Annotated in this window: 17 protein-coding genes; 7 read left to right on the top strand and 10 right to left on the bottom strand. The window is 39.5% G+C overall.

Annotated elements, in window-relative coordinates; all coding sequences use genetic code 11:
* Positions 1–643: 643 nt before the first annotated feature.
* From ACTUJY_RS09070 to ACTUJY_RS09050, 5 genes are all read right to left on the bottom strand, one after another.
* Entirely contained in the window at positions 644–2,443 is a 1,800-nt protein-coding gene (locus ACTUJY_RS09070) for a hypothetical protein (protein ID WP_463615763.1), read from the bottom strand.
* Positions 2,444–2,505: 62 nt separating this feature from the next.
* Positions 2,506–3,024 carry a hypothetical protein gene (locus tag ACTUJY_RS09065; RefSeq protein ID WP_463615762.1) on the bottom strand — a complete coding sequence of 173 codons (519 nt, stop codon included), beginning with the start codon at positions 3,022–3,024 and terminating at the stop codon, positions 2,506–2,508.
* A 125-nt stretch (positions 3,025–3,149) separates the two neighbouring features.
* The gene (locus tag ACTUJY_RS09060) at positions 3,150–3,452 is read right to left on the bottom strand and encodes a hypothetical protein (protein ID WP_463615761.1); all 303 of its coding nucleotides are present in this window, start codon (positions 3,450–3,452) and stop codon (positions 3,150–3,152) included.
* Between the two features lie 30 nt (positions 3,453–3,482).
* Positions 3,483–4,175 carry a hypothetical protein gene (locus ACTUJY_RS09055; protein WP_463615760.1) on the bottom strand — a complete coding sequence of 231 codons (693 nt, stop codon included), beginning with the start codon at positions 4,173–4,175 and terminating at the stop codon, positions 3,483–3,485.
* Positions 4,176–4,272: 97 nt separating this feature from the next.
* Positions 4,273–4,566 carry a hypothetical protein gene (locus tag ACTUJY_RS09050; RefSeq protein WP_463615759.1) on the bottom strand — a complete coding sequence of 98 codons (294 nt, stop codon included), beginning with the start codon at positions 4,564–4,566 and terminating at the stop codon, positions 4,273–4,275.
* 245 nt (positions 4,567–4,811) lie between these two features.
* Here ACTUJY_RS09050 and ACTUJY_RS09045 point away from each other — a divergent pair, with 245 nt between their 5' ends.
* Complete coding sequence (locus ACTUJY_RS09045) at positions 4,812–5,153, top strand: site-specific integrase (RefSeq protein WP_463615758.1); 342 nt, start codon at positions 4,812–4,814, stop codon at positions 5,151–5,153.
* Complete coding sequence (locus ACTUJY_RS09040; RefSeq protein ID WP_463615757.1) at positions 5,089–5,784, top strand: integron integrase; 696 nt, start codon at positions 5,089–5,091, stop codon at positions 5,782–5,784. The genes ACTUJY_RS09045 and ACTUJY_RS09040 overlap by 65 nt, the downstream gene beginning before the upstream one ends.
* Before the next feature lie 66 nt (positions 5,785–5,850).
* Here ACTUJY_RS09040 and ACTUJY_RS09035 read toward each other — a convergent pair whose 3' ends face one another.
* Positions 5,851–6,045, bottom strand: a complete 195-nt coding sequence (locus ACTUJY_RS09035; RefSeq protein ID WP_463615756.1) for a DUF6316 family protein — start codon at positions 6,043–6,045, stop codon at positions 5,851–5,853.
* 213 nt (positions 6,046–6,258) lie between these two features.
* Between ACTUJY_RS09035 and ACTUJY_RS09030 the strand changes: the two genes are divergently transcribed.
* From ACTUJY_RS09030 to ACTUJY_RS09010, 5 genes are all read left to right on the top strand, one after another.
* Positions 6,259–6,570 carry a hypothetical protein gene (locus ACTUJY_RS09030; RefSeq protein ID WP_463615755.1) on the top strand — a complete coding sequence of 104 codons (312 nt, stop codon included), beginning with the start codon at positions 6,259–6,261 and terminating at the stop codon, positions 6,568–6,570.
* Between the two features lie 162 nt (positions 6,571–6,732).
* Positions 6,733–6,945, top strand: coding sequence for a DUF2158 domain-containing protein (locus ACTUJY_RS09025; RefSeq protein ID WP_463615754.1), 213 nt, complete (start codon positions 6,733–6,735; stop codon positions 6,943–6,945).
* A 940-nt stretch (positions 6,946–7,885) separates the two neighbouring features.
* Entirely contained in the window at positions 7,886–9,634 is a 1,749-nt protein-coding gene (locus tag ACTUJY_RS09020; protein WP_463615753.1) for a VRR-NUC domain-containing protein, read from the top strand.
* A gap of 394 nt (positions 9,635–10,028) precedes the next feature.
* A complete protein-coding gene (locus tag ACTUJY_RS09015; protein ID WP_463615752.1) occupies positions 10,029–10,733 on the top strand; it encodes a hypothetical protein in 705 nt (234 codons plus the stop codon).
* A 27-nt stretch (positions 10,734–10,760) separates the two neighbouring features.
* The gene (locus ACTUJY_RS09010; protein WP_463615751.1) at positions 10,761–11,516 is read left to right on the top strand and encodes a hypothetical protein; all 756 of its coding nucleotides are present in this window, start codon (positions 10,761–10,763) and stop codon (positions 11,514–11,516) included.
* Between the two features lie 183 nt (positions 11,517–11,699).
* Here the strand turns inward: ACTUJY_RS09010 and ACTUJY_RS09005 are convergent, their stop codons facing one another.
* From ACTUJY_RS09005 to ACTUJY_RS08990, 4 genes are read right to left on the bottom strand one after another with little or no spacing between them, the layout of a single operon-like run.
* Positions 11,700–14,150 carry a phage tail protein gene (locus ACTUJY_RS09005; protein ID WP_463615750.1) on the bottom strand — a complete coding sequence of 817 codons (2,451 nt, stop codon included), beginning with the start codon at positions 14,148–14,150 and terminating at the stop codon, positions 11,700–11,702.
* A 2-nt stretch (positions 14,151–14,152) separates the two neighbouring features.
* Complete coding sequence (locus ACTUJY_RS09000; protein ID WP_463615749.1) at positions 14,153–14,911, bottom strand: phage BR0599 family protein; 759 nt, start codon at positions 14,909–14,911, stop codon at positions 14,153–14,155.
* 5 nt (positions 14,912–14,916) lie between these two features.
* Positions 14,917–16,599: a hypothetical protein gene (locus ACTUJY_RS08995; protein WP_463615748.1), complete on the bottom strand. Its 1,683-nt coding sequence runs from the start codon at positions 16,597–16,599 to the stop codon at positions 14,917–14,919.
* Between the two features lie 2 nt (positions 16,600–16,601).
* Positions 16,602–17,480, bottom strand: coding sequence for a hypothetical protein (locus ACTUJY_RS08990; RefSeq protein ID WP_463615747.1), 879 nt, complete (start codon positions 17,478–17,480; stop codon positions 16,602–16,604).

The following is a 17,480-nucleotide window of genomic DNA, read 5'->3' as shown; positions in this document are numbered from 1 at the left end:
CCTTATAGGACCCTATTTTTGCGTATGAGAAAAATGTGCGAATACTCGATTCAATTCATACAAATAGTAGGCTGTAGCCTTCCTCATTTATCTATTATTTGGAACAAGCGTAAATATTTTTGTCTCAATTTGGGCCCAAAATTTTAATGAGCTATGACAATCCACCGTCAACTGAATTATGTTCAATTTCCGCTAGCTTTCCACATATTAATTTTCTATTACCCTTACTAAAAAAGAGTAAATGTAAGTCTATGAATTTATTGTCAAAAGAGCATATTCTATATACTAATTTCTTTTTCCACGAAGAATTTAAGCACTTACTCTTTTTCCAATCAATACTATCAAAAGTAAGAAATATTTCCCTTTGAAGTCTAGAAGAAAACCCTGCTCTTCGATCGAGCTCTCCTCCAACTGAGGAAATTCCATCCTTGTTAATATTTATGTCACATCGCTTTACAACGCTCAAAAATATAGATACGAAAACTGCAAATAATAAATTGTACTTAATCAATAAAATAAGTTCGAAAGCAACAAAATAATTTAATAAAAAAACTATTGGGGAAATTAAAATCACAATCCCTAAAAAGTATAAGATTGCCGCTTGCAATCTAGAATATCTAATTAGCATAGCATTACCACATTTTCAATTATTTACTCTTAACGATTCAGCTTCACTAATAAGAGCTGAATATAGCTCAAAATCATTTTCATACAATTTTCTCACTTGATACCTATGAGAGTCTTGAATCACCGCTCCGTTTTCCAATAAATAATTAACTATAGTAACATATCCATTACCTTCACTCGGATTCATCAATGCATAATTTAATGCGTCAAACTGGCCATTATATCTACTAACTTCCGCCCCATTATTCAGGAGAAACTGTAAAGACTTTAATGTACTTTGTTCCGAGTACATTTGTTTGCTACTAACGATCAATTTTTCAAGTGACGTTAATCCCATTTCGTCAACATAATGAATATCTAAACCATAAGGAATCAATGACTCGGCTAAATCAGTATACCCTAAGTTCATCAAAGTATGTATGGCATCTGATGGAATATCTGCACCTAAATTGATCAAACTTAAGATTACATCTATATCAGCATTGGATATTAACGACATGTCAATACTCGACTGTAATGCCAAGCTCTCTACACCAGAACCATTTAGCAAAGGAAGCAAATTAAGAACCCTTTCCCAATCTTTTTTTAGAAGACTTTTATATAGCTCATCTCTAAATTTAGCGTATTCTCCACTCAAATTCGCTGAATACAAGTCTCCAAGAGAAAAATTACGAACTTGACTACGCTTAGTATTATTAAACTCTAAAACTTTCTCATCAAATTTACTTACTAACAATTTGTGTTTTTTTAGTTCATTACAGTTACCAAACAAGTCTTTCTTTAAGTCTTCTTTAAGTTCTAAATAAACCTCATCTTCAGAAAGTTCATCAAATAAAGATTCAGCTTCCATTTCAATATTTTGAGTAAAAGCAGTCACTGATAGCCAATCAATCGATTCTTTTGAATTCTCAAAGATTCTGGAGTGCACTTCAAGTGCACTTCTTAATCTATACTTCATACCTAAAGAAGTTAATTTTTTAATAATTAATATATCTTTTGAGTTCTCAATTCTAGCTCTTGGCTGAAATACATCTAAAAGTGTCACATTATCAATTTTATTTATCTCCGAAATAGAAAATTGATCTAAAAACAAATCTAACAGTTCTAAATTTCGCTTATGAATCAAAGTATACGCTACTGTAAAAACCAGCTCCTCATTAGAGGACTCTATTACTAGGTTTTCTAAAATAGTATTCAATTCTCTTTTATTAATTTCTTTTTTTAAACCAACAAAAAAGTCGAATAAAGTAGGCTTAATGTTTGCGCTTATTAACCTCTGATAGTTCCTTTCCGCTTGTTCAGGGTTTTTAGTGTACACATAAATAAAGAGTGGAATTCCGGATACTAATGGCTTGCCCTTGAACACTTCAAAGTTTGTAGCAGTATCCATATAAATAAAAGAATCAATAATTTTTCTCTCATTAAGACCTATAAATTTTAATCCTTTAATTTTTCCTAGTGAGAACCTAGGTAGCTCAGATTGAATTAGTGGGTATAAGCTATGCTCTGCACTTAAATTAAGTTTATGTAATATCAACTCCAGTTGAGCTAATCCGACATTAAATTCCTTGGCTTTTAAAATTGCTTTTTCAGTAAACAATGACATCAACTCTAAATGTTCAAAATAGTCATCGCACTTGAAGTAGCTATTAGTGCTCTTAACTTCTTCAACTTTTGGAGTAACTTCAGAGTCTCCAACAGTTAATTTGCTTTCATCAAAATAAACACCAGTTTGCTTATTAAAGTTAACCAAAATTAAAATGGCTATTATCAAAAGAGCAAAAATTGACAACACTCTTACATAACTGCTCTTCAATGTCCCCCTCCTTAACAACAATAGATATGCGAAACCGCATATCTATTGTTTTTCGTAAAAAATTAATCACCTGATGGAGCAGGGCAACTCGCTCGTTGAGTGGTAGCCTCTTGCTGGCATCTTTGAAGAGCTTCGTGTCCAGTAACCGCTGCCCCCCCCGCACAAGCTGTACCAACAGCAGCGCCTCCTAGAGGAGTAGTGAAAAAAGCTGCTACAACACCAGAAGCTAGGCAAAAAGTACCACCCATCCATGCACCACCGTGAACAACAGCGTCTTGACAAGCTTCTAATGCTCCATCTAACCTTGTGTTACATTCTTCATGCGTTTCTTCATCTTCTTCATCTTCTTCATCTTCTTCATTATTGCTACTAGGACCTCCACCTCCACCGAGATGGTTTTGATTCCATGACTGCGTATTATTAAGAGAGTCTAAAAAATCTTGACAAGCAGGTCCGCCATCACAATAAATAACATTGTTGCTGCTAACAATTCTTTTTCCCACAACAGTAATTACATCTTCAGCATTTACGGTCATTATAGATGACGCGAATGTTACCATCAAACCATATACTACTTTCACCTAGAAAATCCCCTTTTTTTAATTTGAAGTTTGGGCTGTAAATTCAGCCTTTGTTCATCGTTAATGGAGCGGGGATATTAATAAAGTATATTAGGAATAAACAGGTTAATATTACCAAGTTTCAATCAAAGTCGAGTAAGACGAAGCATATTTATATCACCGAGTGATGCATTCCATGCATCACCAGATTGAAATTTAGGGACAACAATATCAAGTGAATAGTCATTACTTTCTGGATTGTTGACACCACTAGCTAATGATAAATCAAAAATATTTTCAAGAGTTTTACGAATAGATGTATCTAAATCTTCTCTGTGGCCAAAAATATTCCATTCGTCAAAGTGGCGACCCAAATCAATTCTAGGTGCTACAGCCACTACCCCAAGCCAAAGCTTAGGTTTCTCTTTCTTGAATATCCGACTTAACACCTAATTTTCCTTTTGATCAAAACGCCGCGTTCACCGGCTTGTCCGGTGCAACGCCTTGTTAACTGCTGGCACTACCACGGTGCTAAACCCCTTAGCAGAAGAGATTGCAGAAAACTCGACATCACACACCATATCGTTGTCTGGACCACCACCATATATCCGCGCCTCAGAGTAAAAACTATCTTTTTTACGGCGATGGTATAGAGCAGATAAAGACTCTATTGCCTCATTAGAGGGATTACCATCGAGGGAGAGCAATTCTAAATATATAACTGCGCTCTCGACAGATAGATTTTTTTCTTTATTTTCTAACGCAATTATAACCTCATCCGAGCTTACAAGACCAAAATGGACATACGGAACAACAGATGAATTTAACAGAAAACCAATATCATTCGCTTGAGGCTTGGCAAATTCAAGGATATGGGCTTCTGGCTTCAGATTGCAAATCATACATGCCAATAGATAGTACGTGCAACTTGATTCGGGCTGCTCTCTAATTACAGTGAAGTTATCTTCAAATGTTGTGATCGATGAATGTAATTCTTCTGTCTGAAAATCAAGATCATGGCGCTTTGCCATGAGCCATGCCATAAGCGTATTCTGAAGCAGGCGTGACGAATTCCAAGCAATCAGCTTGTCATCTTGTACTTGAGCAAGGGCCTTTTTAGCTCTCTCTATAAATTGCTCTTGCAGATCTAGAATTTCTTTCGGAGTTCTCATATTTGATTGCAGTTAACGTTGTGCACACGGGCGCAAAGCCGCAGGCGAAGCGTCCAAAGAGCGTAGCGAATGTGTGTGATGCACTTTGTTATGTGTATTACTTAACAAAGTGCACATTACATTTTGACTTTCGATTTTGGTAACAGTTGGCGCATAAAATTTTAATTGTGTCCGGTGCACCTGCTGCGACTTCGGCTGCCTCATTCCATTCGCCTTCTTTCTCGTAGTGCTTATGACAGGTACCACACCATGAATCAGGAAAAGGCTCATCGTCATCTGGTTCAGCAGAGTACCACTCTGTGTTTTGCTCCTCCAATATGTGGCAGCAAACAAAGGTGGCTTGTGCTTTTCCATGCTCACAACATTCTACTTGATATTCAGTGTCAGTCATTGACATTCCTATTACACATAACATTAGTGATATGCGGACCCTAAGAACCGCATATTCATTTATCTCATTATTGAAATTTTCTCATATTTCTTACTTAAAACATACAGTTAAGATTACCAATTCTCATAATGAAATGGGAAAAAGCGGACCCAGTTTCGTTATAATACATGTGGGTGTTTTCCACTCAAATATTTTCCTTGTTATTTCAATACCTTATGGAGATTTTCCTACCATGATAAAAAAAAGTGCGGACCGCGATTCAAGGTCCGAGGTTATTTGATCAAATTCACTTTACCTTCCGAAAACTCCGCTATAGTCCACGCACTGAAGCGGCATACAAACACTGGATCAAGCGCTATATTCTTTTTCACCAGAAAACGCATCCGTTAGAAATGGACCATACGCATATCAGCGCATTTTTAAGTCATCTCGCAGTTAACGAAAATGTGTCTGGTGCTACCCAAAATGTCGCGTTGAATGCGTTAGTATTTTTGTACAAACGCGTTCTCGCTGTTGATATTGGTGACTTTTCAAAAATGGCTCGTGCGCGCGAAAAAAGAACGATTACCTGTTGTGTTCTCACGTGAAGAAGTACAACGATTATTATCCCACCTTTCGGGAACTGCTTGGCTGATGGCTTCGATCATGTACGGCTCTGGACTACGGATCCGCGAGTGTTGCAATATACGTGTAAAAGACATTGACTTGGAATACGGAACTCTGACCGTTCACGACACCAAAGGCTATACTTCGCGCGTTACTGTGTTTCCAAACAAGCTGAAGTCACCATTCAAAGAGTATTTGAAAAAACGCCGATATCTGTTTGAACAAGATCTGGCAAACGGTGGAGTGCGCGCACCCATGCCACACCAGTTAGCAAAAAAATATCCTAATGCTCCGGTAAGTTTTGCGTGGCAATACCTTTTTCCTTCTTCAACTACACGTAAAGATCCAGTAACACATTCAGCATGTCGTTGGCACACATCGCCGTCAACTCTACAAAAGAAAATAAAGCTCGCACTGCAAAAAGCTCGTATTTTTAAACATGCTAGCAGTCACACGTTACGACACAGTTTTGCGACTCATCTATTGGAAAGTGGAACAGACATTCGTACCATTCAAGAGTTACTGGGTCATAAAGATCTAAATACCACTATGGTTTATACACACGTAGTGAAAAAAAACGCTCGGCAAATAACCAGCCCAATAGACTTTTAACATCAGACCGACAATGTCGGTCTTCTTCAATTGTATTCCAACTGATTTTTACTAATAACAACTTGCTCACCCGGCTTGTTGCCTTTCTCCATCCAAATTCACTAACGCAATATAGACCTCAAGCCCCTGCTCTGCTTCGAAGATTTCTTGATAAGGTCCCAGTAAGTCCCCTTCACGTGTTTTGAAATACCACTGTTCATTATGTAGTACGTATCGTGAACTACGCATAAAGTTTTCAGGTTTTGTATCCGTAAACCGCATAAACTACTCCATTCGAGTTTTTTTAATCGTCGGCCATTATACGGACGTCACTTTTTCTCCATAGTTGAAATTATCGCAACCCGCTGTAAGCAATATCTCAAATTACTACCCAAAATTTACGTACAATCTCCACGAAATTGTCTTTTAAATCCATTGGCCACAGTTTATCTTTGCCCCTTGATAACTACTTGCACAAGTAGTATATTGTAATATATGAAACTACGACGACGATGGAATTTTGGACTTGTTACCGTTGAAACTTCTAACAATAAGAAGGTAGGAGTTCTTCGAAAAGACGGAAACTATCAACATGAACGCTTTCTGGGTTTCGTCGATATCAACAAAGCACCACTGCTCCCTAATGTTATGAAGGTCAAAATCTATCCGCACGATTACACTGAGACGGATGGTTTTTTCAGCAAAGACTGGCAAATCGTTGACCCAAACCGTTATCTGCTAGGCGCACACGTCGGAACTGGCGTGTTTGTGGTGTGTGACAAAGGAAAACCGGTGATTGTTTCTTAACCAACAAAAATACAGTTAACTCTTTGTTTTTATTGTTAAACCTCTTGTTTCACATCATTTCACGAGATTTGCACAGCTTTTTCATCTCTAATTAAGTATAAATAACACAGAAAAACAACGCAGTTCATCTAAAGTCACAAAAATAAAAGAAAGGGGTAAACTATGCGAAGAGGTGATTTAGTTCAGTTGCAATCTGGTGGTACAAAAATGACCATTTTTAATACAGTAAAGGATCTTCCTGTGGACTTAAAAACTAAATTTCAAAAGGAAGGCGCTGACGAAAATGATATCGTATGCAAATGGTTTGTTGGGACTACTTTAAAACGCGATGTGTTTAAGCCAGAAATGTTAACTTCCGCCATACCGATTCGATAATAACCGTTATGCAGTATGAGTCCACCAGGTGAAGCCCGTCGGGATTGAATTGACGGGTTCATTTAGACTTGCCTGAAACCCGCTATTCCAATCATCAACCCATGCGACACCATAGGCAAAAATCATTAGGGTCAGAATGTTTTGATTACTAGTTAATGTCCGCTTTTGGCCGATAGAAGAACCGTGAGTAGTACGATTAGTTCAAGCTCTTAATTGAAAATCTTCAGGTCATTAAAAGCAACTACATTGTTTTCCAGTTATATGAGTCCGAGCACTCTAGCACAAATAGTTGGCTATCAAGACACGGAATAAAAATACACCAACCACCACCCTTTATAAAATTTTAAAAAATAGGGAAACACTGCGCGTCCGCGTACCCGCAGTAAATCTCAAGTGGCTAAGTACCTCTTGCATAGCCCAATGTGATATGGCTTTAAGAAGGACAATTACTACTACAGAGAGGCATACGGAATCGAAATAAACTTTTAATAGTTTAAGCTTTGAATTATCCTTTTGGATTACAGTGTTCATTATGGTCTGATAGAGCCTGTGTTCTCTAGTCCGCTAAAACTGCCAAACAAAATATAAGTCATTGACTGGATTAACCTTAACATAATCTTACACTTTGTATTTGGAGATTTTAATAAAATCAGACACCACTACACATCGGCTAATATCTTAAAGCGGACATGCCATGAAAACAATTAAACCAAGATTTTAGATGACATAAGCGAACTTTAAACATACGAGATGGCAACCAATACATCGTTCTAGTAATTTTAGCTTAAGGGATGTAGGCTTGTGAGTCTGATGCTTTAGTAGAAGCTAATTGTTATGGCCGAAAACCTTAAGCGCTTAATGGATATCGACCTCACAATAAAGTAATGGGTGACTATTTAACAACTACTATGCATTTGTTCATCGAGAAAGAGGTTTGCTGATGTGGTATGTGTTCATTGGCGGTATCATCCTATGGGTAGTTTACCGCTATAACAAAAAGAGAAAATCTGAGCCTACACTGACAGTTTCCATGCATGTTGATAACAGTGACTGGGAAGAGGCTAAAAGGCAAAAGGCGAGTTCATTAAAGTCTCTTAAGGCGTCATTCAAATCTGCACCGGACATTGAAACGGCATTAGCAGATACAGCCTCGACCTTAGCGTTATTCCATGAAAATCATGGCCAGTCGTTGAGTGAGATCGAAGCATCGGCGAAGTCTCTCAATTTGCCGAATGACTTAACCAAACAGGAAGCGACACTCAGAAAAGAAATCAACCGCTTTTACAAGCAAAGAGCTAATCTTAAATCAAAGGCGACAGCCATTCAGTTGTCATACCAGCACGCGCAATTGCAGTTGCAAAACCCAGAGCATGAATGGAAAAATTTTGCAGGCTTGCAAAAACTTCAATCCAACTGGAAGGCTGAGGAATATTTCAATGGATTATTGATATTGATGACGGCGTTTAAAAAGACATTTCCTAACTCACCTAACGCTGACAAATTATCAGCTAATATTGAACGAATGTTTGAGCTGTGGAATTCACTGAACATTGCCCGCGAAAATTTTGAATCCCAACTCAAAATCTACGATACAGCACAATCAGCTACCGATAAGCACTTTATCATTTTGAGTATCATCAAGTATTTGGACCGACGCTATAAATTCAACCCTTCATATAAGGATGAGCTTGTTAACTGGTGCTTGAAAGACATTGAGCTGTATGAAAACTTTTTAAAATCTTTTCATGAGCACAAGCTGTTCACAACTGAACAGCAGATGGCTTTCTATGGCAATCCTAGCTTGAAAGAGAAGAAGCTTGAAGCAATTAGCTTCGAACGAGTTAAGAAGCTCAAAAACTACATGGTGCCAAGGCTAATCTCATATGATGTGTTGAACAGCATTTACAAAGTGGATGGAAATACTGGGCAACTTCAATGGTTGCAAAGCATCGGTCATCGTATAGGTTATGTTGAAAGTAAATTCGTGCCCCTTAAGGAAGAAAAACCTACCTTTGATCACAAAACTATCACCCGTCAAATTGAAATTCCTAAATCAGGGCAAAAAGGCAAGCTAGGATTTATTAATTCAAAGGGTGAACCATGTTCAACCGAAGCAGCTTTTAAAGACTATGCCGAGCGTCAAGGTTGGCGTGTAATGAGGGCAGAAGTATCATTCTGGCAAGCTATGTTTTGCCTGAGCTTCTGGGATGAGATTTTTGAAGGAATGGGAACACCCTCACAGGGGCAGGATATTCCACATGACCTATTCAGAGGCGAAGACTTCTACCTTAACAGACAGCATGCCATTGACAGTCGTTATATGAAGATTAAGTCGACCAGTCTTCCAGACTTTATAATCCAGCAAGTCAAGAGATCAGATGGTGCATGGACAAGGCTTATTTATAACGGTGATCAAGACATGTTGGCATACACAAAGTCCAATATTGTGCAAGAGTTTGTACACAGAATTGACCCTGAAACATATGCCAAAATTGTCTATAGGATTGCCCAAAATCCGAATGAAAATCGTTCTGGTGTATCAGACTTTATCATCTGGAATGATGAAGAGCTTAGAATGGTTGAGATTAAGAAGGTTCGTGAGCAAGTCAGGGAGTCTCAGCTAAACTGGCTTTCATGGATGGCTGAAGAAAATATCCCAGTGGAAATAGTCCGAGTTAAAGCTGTGTAAACTGGTTTCCAATGAAGGCAAAGTAGGATTCATTAGGAAATATAAATACTAATTATTCAAAAAAGGCACGAACAAATTCATAGAGAGGGACTTTCACCACTGCTCCTTCGTCGCTCTGGGCAAAGCCACTCATGCAAGCGGTTAGAAAGTAGATCATATTTTTGAAATGAATAGCGGACAAAAGGAAATACTTATCAATGATAGATAATGTCCGCTTATGGCCGTTTGAAGACTATAATACAAATGGATTAGTCTGAACACATTCTTACATTTTTGATTGAGAGAATTTAATTTAATCAGACAGTCTAGCTTCGGCTAATATCTTAAAGCGGACATTGACCGTTTATCGAGCGAACCGCTCGCTTAGTTCGAAAATGAACTAGAGTTACAAGAGATGAAGGAACAACAAAGCAAAGATCTAGAGAAAGCTACTGATTTATTAGCTAGTACCAGCCGTAACTGGAAAAGAGCAGGTGTAAAACTAATTCCGTATATTGGTTCATCTTTGGATGAAATCTTCTTCGGGAACTTAAACAATATTAGGTGGGCGAGACTTGAGCAAACACTTAAAGAACTTGGCGAATTAATGGAAAAGAATGAAATACCTGCTAGTAATATAAAAAATGAAGACTTTGCTTTATTTTTAGAAAATACCGGTCCAAAAATCGCTACCACTACTTATGAGAAAAAAAGAGTACTTTTTCGGGATTTACTACTTAATTGCGCAACACTAAAAGCTAACGATCCTAAATGGGAATCTGCGCGTTTTGCTGAAGAACTATTAGAACGACTAGATAACCCTGCGATTGAAATACTTGCTGCGCTCGACAAAATAGGCGCTCGAGCGCCAATTCAAGCTAGATTGATAAAGAACAATGAATATGGGACTGTAGAAACTCTAGATTCAAGCAAAAAAGTAGAATTTGATTATCATTGGTTTGTTCTAGAGCATGCTTACAGAAGCCTCTGTACACAACAGCCTAAGCTTGTGATTGCGGGAGCTCACGGCAAAAACTCGTATGAAAAGCTATCGCTAACCGCTGAGGGTGAGTTTTTAATTGACTGGGTTGTCAATCAAACGAATTCCACTCATGATTAGCAGGTAAAAGTCCAAAAATAAGTACGTTTGGCTAACGTAGATAATATGAGAGGGGAAACAGCAGAAATGTTATGTAAAAAGTGTGGTAAGGATAAAAATCTCGTGAAATCACACATTATTCCTCGTTCTTTTTTCTTAATCGAAAAAGACAAACCTCCACAAAAACTAATTTCAAACATAAAAAGTTATCACCCCAAAAAATCGCGTATAGGAATTTACGACTATATTCTTTGTCCTGATTGTGAAGACTCACTCAAAGATATTGACCAATATGCATATGAACAGCTGATCTTAAGAGAAGCGGAGTTAACTCCAATCGTACATAATGGTACGCGGGTCGGATATTCGCTTGAAAAAGTGGATTACGATAGATTAAAACGTTTTTTTCTCTCTGTGCTGTGGCGAGCATCTGTTTCTTCTCATGAATTTTATAAGGGAGTTAGTTTGCGTTGCCTCGAAAATTGGGCTAGAGAATTAGTTTGGTCTAGCGAACCAATTGATAAGAAGCATCATTTTTCCTTTGTATTAGCAAAGTTTGATGCTGCTAATCCCGGGGCTACCATGTTAGATCCTCATGCGACAGAGTGGTACGATGTAAAGTACTTCCAGATTTACCTTGGTCGTTATGTTGTTTATATAAAGAGCAGCTTAAAAAAGACACCCAAGGCTTTAGAAGTGTTTGTTTCCGCTGATGGTACTCTGAGATTAATTGATAGGGGGAAATTTGAAAACTCAAAGGAGTATGATGTAATGCTGGATATTTTTAATAATAGATATAGTTAGTTAAAAAGTCAGATTAAATAAAAAGTAAGCCGACTGGTTTACTCTTCTTTTGATTGAATGTCTGCTTTTGGGAGACTGTAATTGGCCGATAGATAGCCGAACAGTGCACTGTACGACCAGTTCGTACTCTCGACTCTATTTTGTCTGATCAAATATGAGCTACTATATACAAAACAGAGCCTATTAATTCCGTGTGACAAGGCGGTAAAATTGGTACTCACTCTGCAAGCCCCCACCTTCAGCATAAAGTTCAAACCGCACACTGTTGTTCAGCCGATCGACTAATCCACTATCAGATTGCTCTTCTGCTGTAGACCAGGTAAATGACTTTCCAGTTAAACCGGTAACCGTCCGCCGCAAGATATTATTTTCATCATATAAACGCAATGTATACGTCACTCCCCCGTCCAAAGACAAACTATCGTCATGATACTCTGAGAGCACAGGTTGTGCTTTTGATCGATATGACCAGGAAATGGTTAACTCATCCTGAAGTCCAATACTGGTAATTGTAGAATCGCCGTTGACCTTAACATTGCAAGGAGGTAAAGGTTTGTCATAACGACCATTGACGGTATATACAAACTCGGTGGCGGCATTGAAGTCTAACTCGTCTGAACCATGAATTGTTTGAGCGCGCCACCGGATCTCATCATTCAGAGCGAATGAGCCATCTAGTACATTAATGTGGTCTTCCCATAAACTAAATAGATAATCATCAATGGCATGGGCTTGAGGCACCGTATCAGCAAGTGCACGAGTAACATTGTGAAAAAGAATCTGCCCGTCCTGCGCATTCAAACTGTAATCCGTAAAACCAAATATTTCATTGTTGATTAAAAACAAGTTGTTGAATTCATTTAAAACCGTAACTAAATCAGATGAGCTGGGTACAGCCGTGACTCCTGCAGATAACTCCGCAATTACAGTTCCAATATTCCCACTTGTGGTTAACTCGGGAATGACCGTTTTTAGTTGAATAACTGATGAGTAATAGGCGTTCGGATCTATAAGTTGGTACCCTGCGTTATTTACATTGGTATGTAGCTTGTAATAGTTAGCATGATGCATATTAGGTTCTTCAGCCAAAATCGCTACTTTGTGTTTTACATCCTCCATCAATGGAAATGGCAATTCAAAAGTTCTTGTTTCAGCAGGAATGAGATTCACAGCTTCAGTGATGACTTCGGTATACCCTTCTGATGGAATAGCCAACATAGGTTTAGCTTTATCAAACACATCTGAAATAAAGCCTATAATGACATTGCCTGTAAAATCACCGTACTCGATAGAAGTAACTCGCATTACTGCACGATTCAACTCTTCCGAGCGCTCCGGGAAATTCAGTACGAACACATCCCCCCACTTTAAGGAGAGTCCGTCTCGCGCCACCTCAATTTTTCCATTGTGTAATGGCGTGCTAAGCTGCAGTAATTCACGAGTGGCGGCCGCAGCGGCTCTTGCTCCATCATTGAAGAATGGAAAATCAACCGTCTGAGTCACTTCTTGTTGCTGTGTTTTTCGGTTTCCCGGATCGTAAACACTCCCACTGACCTTTTTAAACTGACGGGATTTATCACGATAGGTGTAATTGATCCGGTTAACAGTGCCTCGAACCGAAGAAATGGACAAGCTAACAAACTTACTGTTATTCCGATCAAATACAGGTAATGAGGTTTTATCGTAATCCTTTCGAGCTAATTGCAATTCTAATAGTCCGGTATACTGATTTTCAATCACCTTACCATCGATGTGTCGTTCCACTTCCTGAATCAATTCACCAGTAGTGCCATTATACCAACGCACATCGATACCAACATCTTCATCAAAGAGCGTTTGAGCCGCAGTACGCCATTGGGTTAAATCAAACATAGAGCTGGGAACTTTTGGAGCATCCACGCCCAAAAAACGATAATGATTACCTGTCATAATGGCGTACAAAAACTCTGCAGGATTCGCAGAGCCATTCACATTCGAGTAACCCGATGACAGCTCGGTAAATAAACGACGTACTCGAAACTTAAAGCCATCCGCTTGTCCTGACTCACCTAATAGGCCACTTCGAGCGCCTTCGATGCCTGCAGTTGGCCCCTGAAACACAAAACGAGCGATCCCCTCTCGCACAAAGTCAATACCGTTTCGCGCCTCCAGATAACTGCTAGTTGCTTGTCCAGGTGCGCCATTAAACAATTCACAAATTGCGTAAACACCACCGCCGGCTTTCGAGCCACCAAACAGCGATTGATTATCAATAGTCACCGCTCCGTTAGCAACGTCTCCACTCCACGCAACTTTATCACCCACATAAATTTCCAGAAGACTATCAATCGGACCGACACACAGGATAAACTCAAGGCTTACCAGATACTCCCAACCAACCAACACTTTCTTTGATGAAAACAGTTTTTTGATTTTGCTGTATAGTGGGTTTTTACCGAAATACGGCATGGAAGCAATGAGTGGAGCTTCAAGAAGTACATCACCCGCCACCAAAGGAAAGGGATTGCTGGGGTCGTTACTCGGTAGTTTAAAGTCATCGAGATCAATCGGCTTACTGGCTGTATTTGGAATTCTAGTAGTTAGATCAGTAATGACGAGCGCGATCAATATTTTCCAAAACAGTCCCCATGACATTACTATTTCATTCCTTCTGTAAATATGTTTTTTACCGGGATAAAAGGCGCACCTAAAAAGTTTTGAAGATTATCGAACGAACTGACACAGGTACTGTAGAGACGATCGCAACCACGTGCGCAGCGAAGCTGCTCACTGGCTTGTAAGGAAGCTATAGAACGGTTCAAAATCAATTCATTCGAAGTATTTGAGACGATGGTTCGATACTCGCCGTTGAAATATGCCAAGCCACCAGAGAAATAATTCCCCGCGTAAGTCGTTGGCGAGGTAAAGCTAATAGTCTCCCCATCAACGCCTATCACGTTGAGCGTTTCTGCGTGCTGGAAAAAGTCCAAACCACAGCCTGGCTCATACACCTGTTTCTGACAAGTTGGTGAAGGTACTGCTGGTAAAGCGTTTCGAGACAAGATATTGACCATATGTTCGACAATTACTTCACAAGTTTCAGCCAAACCATCAACGTTTTTTGAAATGGAATAACCATGAAAAAACTGAACATAATTCCCTGTATCAAAATCACCGCGAAATAACTGAAAATACACGTCCCCTTTGGCAAAGTTGAGCTTGGCAAACGGATGTCTGTTGCTGAAAGTAATTGTGAGCTTAAGGTGGTCGTCACTCGCCGATATGGTGCGCACACTGTGTGTAATAGGAAGCGGTAGATACTCTTCATAATTGTGAGTGACTACAACGGAAGATGAATTAAAACGCCACTTTTGTTCTCCGATAGTGATTTTGTACAGAACAACGACTTTGCTCATCCCTGTTACACCTCGGGTTCGATACTCATAAAAGAAATCGATGGTTTGCAGAGCGTGTCCGTTACATAGCTCAAATACACTTCATCTGAGGCCGACCGGCAATACCAAAGATTACAGACGAACAGAAAATCGCTCGGAGCTGCATTAATCCCTAAAGGACTATCAACATTAATAACCTCTATGGACTCATCTGCCGACTGACCATACCCCATTATTTCCCGGTAAAATCGTGTCCCGTCACGGTGCAACAGCATCAAGTGTTTACGCGCACCATTTTGTGCAAAAAGACGTTGATGCTGAGCGTGTTTGATACGAATAAAAGGTTCAGTACCAACAATCGCTTCACTCAATTGATAGTCATTGTGCCAACTGGGGATCCAAACAGCATTCACGCGACCCTCTAAATATCCAATCAATCCCCGCCACCGATGAATATCATCTGCGCCGTTCAATAACCAGGTATAACGTCGAATAGTATTTGCAGAATCAGCATGAGAAACCACATCCATTATTCCATAACCAAAATCAACAACTTTTCGCTCAATTTCAATTGAGTGTGCAATATCCTCCACCCAATTAGGTTGCACAGTGATCACTTCCACACCTTTATAAGCATCTTCAGAAATAAAAGTTGGTATATTCGTCGGTTGGCCAGGCAGAAAATCAAACTTTAACCGCGCTTTTAATGCGGAGTCGGTCACTCGAGATAAACCGGGGTTATTAAGTATTCGTGCGCTCGCCACCGGTATTAACCGGGTTCCAACAGGCCACGCTTTTGATGTTCCCTTCTTCAGTTGGATCTGCGTGTCCATCGATTCTATGATCGTCAACTCATAATTGTCGTAATCTAGCCAGATACATAAGTATTGATCGACCGAAAAACTATAAGGTGTTGGATCAATCGGGAGCACAGAACTTCCAACAGGTAATTCATTCGGTAAAAGAGGCACATCAAACCATATGGGCAAAGAAAAGTTCTTTTCAGACCAAGAAAACAAATAACGGTCAAACAGGTTTGCTTCCTTATTTTCCAGCAAATAACTCAATTCAATCGAACGCCTGGGAATGATCCTCTGCGCATTTCTCTTTTCTTTACCGCTATCACTTCGAAAAATCGAACTTCGGTATTGAAGGCTCTCAACCACTCGATCTGACCAATCAGGCTCGAATGGGAAAAACAGCGCCCTGTCCCCTCGAACGAGAAGTGTTAAGTTTTCTTTGTTCGTATCAAAAAAATATGTCCCGTCAATTCTAGGCGGCCCATCAGGTGAAACTATAACCGTAAACTCATAATCCGAGAGTGCTGGCAATGATAAGGGAGTATTAGAGTCATCAGAAACACCATCTAGGTTTTCGCGAGTAATATTGTTTATGGATACAGGTTCAAAGTAAGCGTTCCAGACATTAATAATTCGAGTTTCTTCAACACTCACACTTCCTAATTCAATCTGAACGGGATACACCGATATCCGGTTATAGAAGATATCTAGAAAATAATCGCCGCGAGAAGAATTTACATTTAGCGAAGCTTGAGATTGCGGTAAATTTAAAACAGATAAATTTGACAATGCTCCTTCAGTAGCTAAAAAGAATTCGCCAAACACAACACTGCGAGACAAACTATTAAAGTTTGTAGAGCGTTTACCTAACTGTGATACCGCTAAATTGACATCATACAGCGCGGCCATCTCTAAATTGTTCTCTTGATCGCGTATGCATAATGGCCTGCATTGTAATTCGTATAATCACCAGGATCGGATTTTTTTCCAATAGGGAAAATCATCCAGTCAGTCAACGTGACATCTCCCGGTTGAAAATCCCGCATGTTCATCACACGCACATTGGGAACACGTCCTAAAAACATTGAATAGCCAGTGTTATCCTGCCCCAATAAGTAAATAGGTGCCATGGTAGCCACACCTGTGCTTGCGCTAGGAGGGTTTACTATCACGTCGTAATTAGTGTAGTAAGTTGTCCAGGAAGCCCTCAAACCATCATGTGTCGCATTTGAGTAAGTAATCGTGTCGGTTCCGTTTAAACCCAGCCGTACATGCCCACGAAAACCAGAGTGTATGCTATTGTCGGAAAACATTGTCATGTGAAATGAGTCAAATGGGTGGTAATCTAGTCGACCAGAATAGCGAATAAATCCTTCCATGAATCCACCACCGGTCCAACTGCCTATCTTGTCTACTTGACCAAAAGACATCATATGAAAATGGCCTGCAGTAACTTCGACCACAACAACAAAACAGTTTGAATCAAAGAAAAAATGGTAGGCGTTGTAAACACCATTGTTTAGCAGTGCCAAGGCTGTGTTGTTTCCAACATACTCTGGCTGTGATGTAAACGAACTCGCAGAGTTGTAACCAGTCGCCAAGTTCATATGCACAATTGAATTTCCACTACGAAAATTAAAAAAATTTCCAAAACTGTCGCTCAGATTGAGCCACTCGCCAGTACCATCATTAGCCCAATGGTTTTGGGTCATTCCATTAGCCACAGCAAACAGCCTTAGCTTATCCAGAAAGTCTACTGGTGAATTTACTGGTCCAGTTTCATACGCCAT

This window comes from Pleionea sp. WD8-19 (assembly GCF_055326765.1).
Note: the sequence above shows the minus strand (reverse complement) of the source record. Positions and strands in the feature narration are given on the sequence as shown.

Coding starts and splice junctions, on each gene's coding strand:
- ACTUJY_RS09055 (WP_463615760.1), bottom strand. CDS start 4,175: ATGAGAACTCCGAAAGAAATTCTAGATCTGCAAGAGCAATTTATAGAG.
- ACTUJY_RS08995 (WP_463615748.1), bottom strand. CDS start 16,599: ATGGCCGCGCTGTATGATGTCAATTTAGCGGTATCACAGTTAGGTAAA.
- ACTUJY_RS09035 (WP_463615756.1), bottom strand. CDS start 6,045: ATGCGGTTTACGGATACAAAACCTGAAAACTTTATGCGTAGTTCACGA.
- ACTUJY_RS09005 (WP_463615750.1), bottom strand. CDS start 14,150: ATGTCATGGGGACTGTTTTGGAAAATATTGATCGCGCTCGTCATTACT.
- ACTUJY_RS09050 (WP_463615759.1), bottom strand. CDS start 4,566: ATGACTGACACTGAATATCAAGTAGAATGTTGTGAGCATGGAAAAGCA.
- ACTUJY_RS09015 (WP_463615752.1), top strand. CDS start 10,029: ATGAAGGAACAACAAAGCAAAGATCTAGAGAAAGCTACTGATTTATTA.
- ACTUJY_RS09030 (WP_463615755.1), top strand. CDS start 6,259: ATGAAACTACGACGACGATGGAATTTTGGACTTGTTACCGTTGAAACT.
- ACTUJY_RS08990 (WP_463615747.1), bottom strand. CDS start 17,480: ATGGCGTATGAAACTGGACCAGTAAATTCACCAGTAGACTTTCTGGAT.
- ACTUJY_RS09000 (WP_463615749.1), bottom strand. CDS start 14,911: ATGAGCAAAGTCGTTGTTCTGTACAAAATCACTATCGGAGAACAAAAG.
- ACTUJY_RS09020 (WP_463615753.1), top strand. CDS start 7,886: ATGTGGTATGTGTTCATTGGCGGTATCATCCTATGGGTAGTTTACCGC.
- ACTUJY_RS09025 (WP_463615754.1), top strand. CDS start 6,733: ATGCGAAGAGGTGATTTAGTTCAGTTGCAATCTGGTGGTACAAAAATG.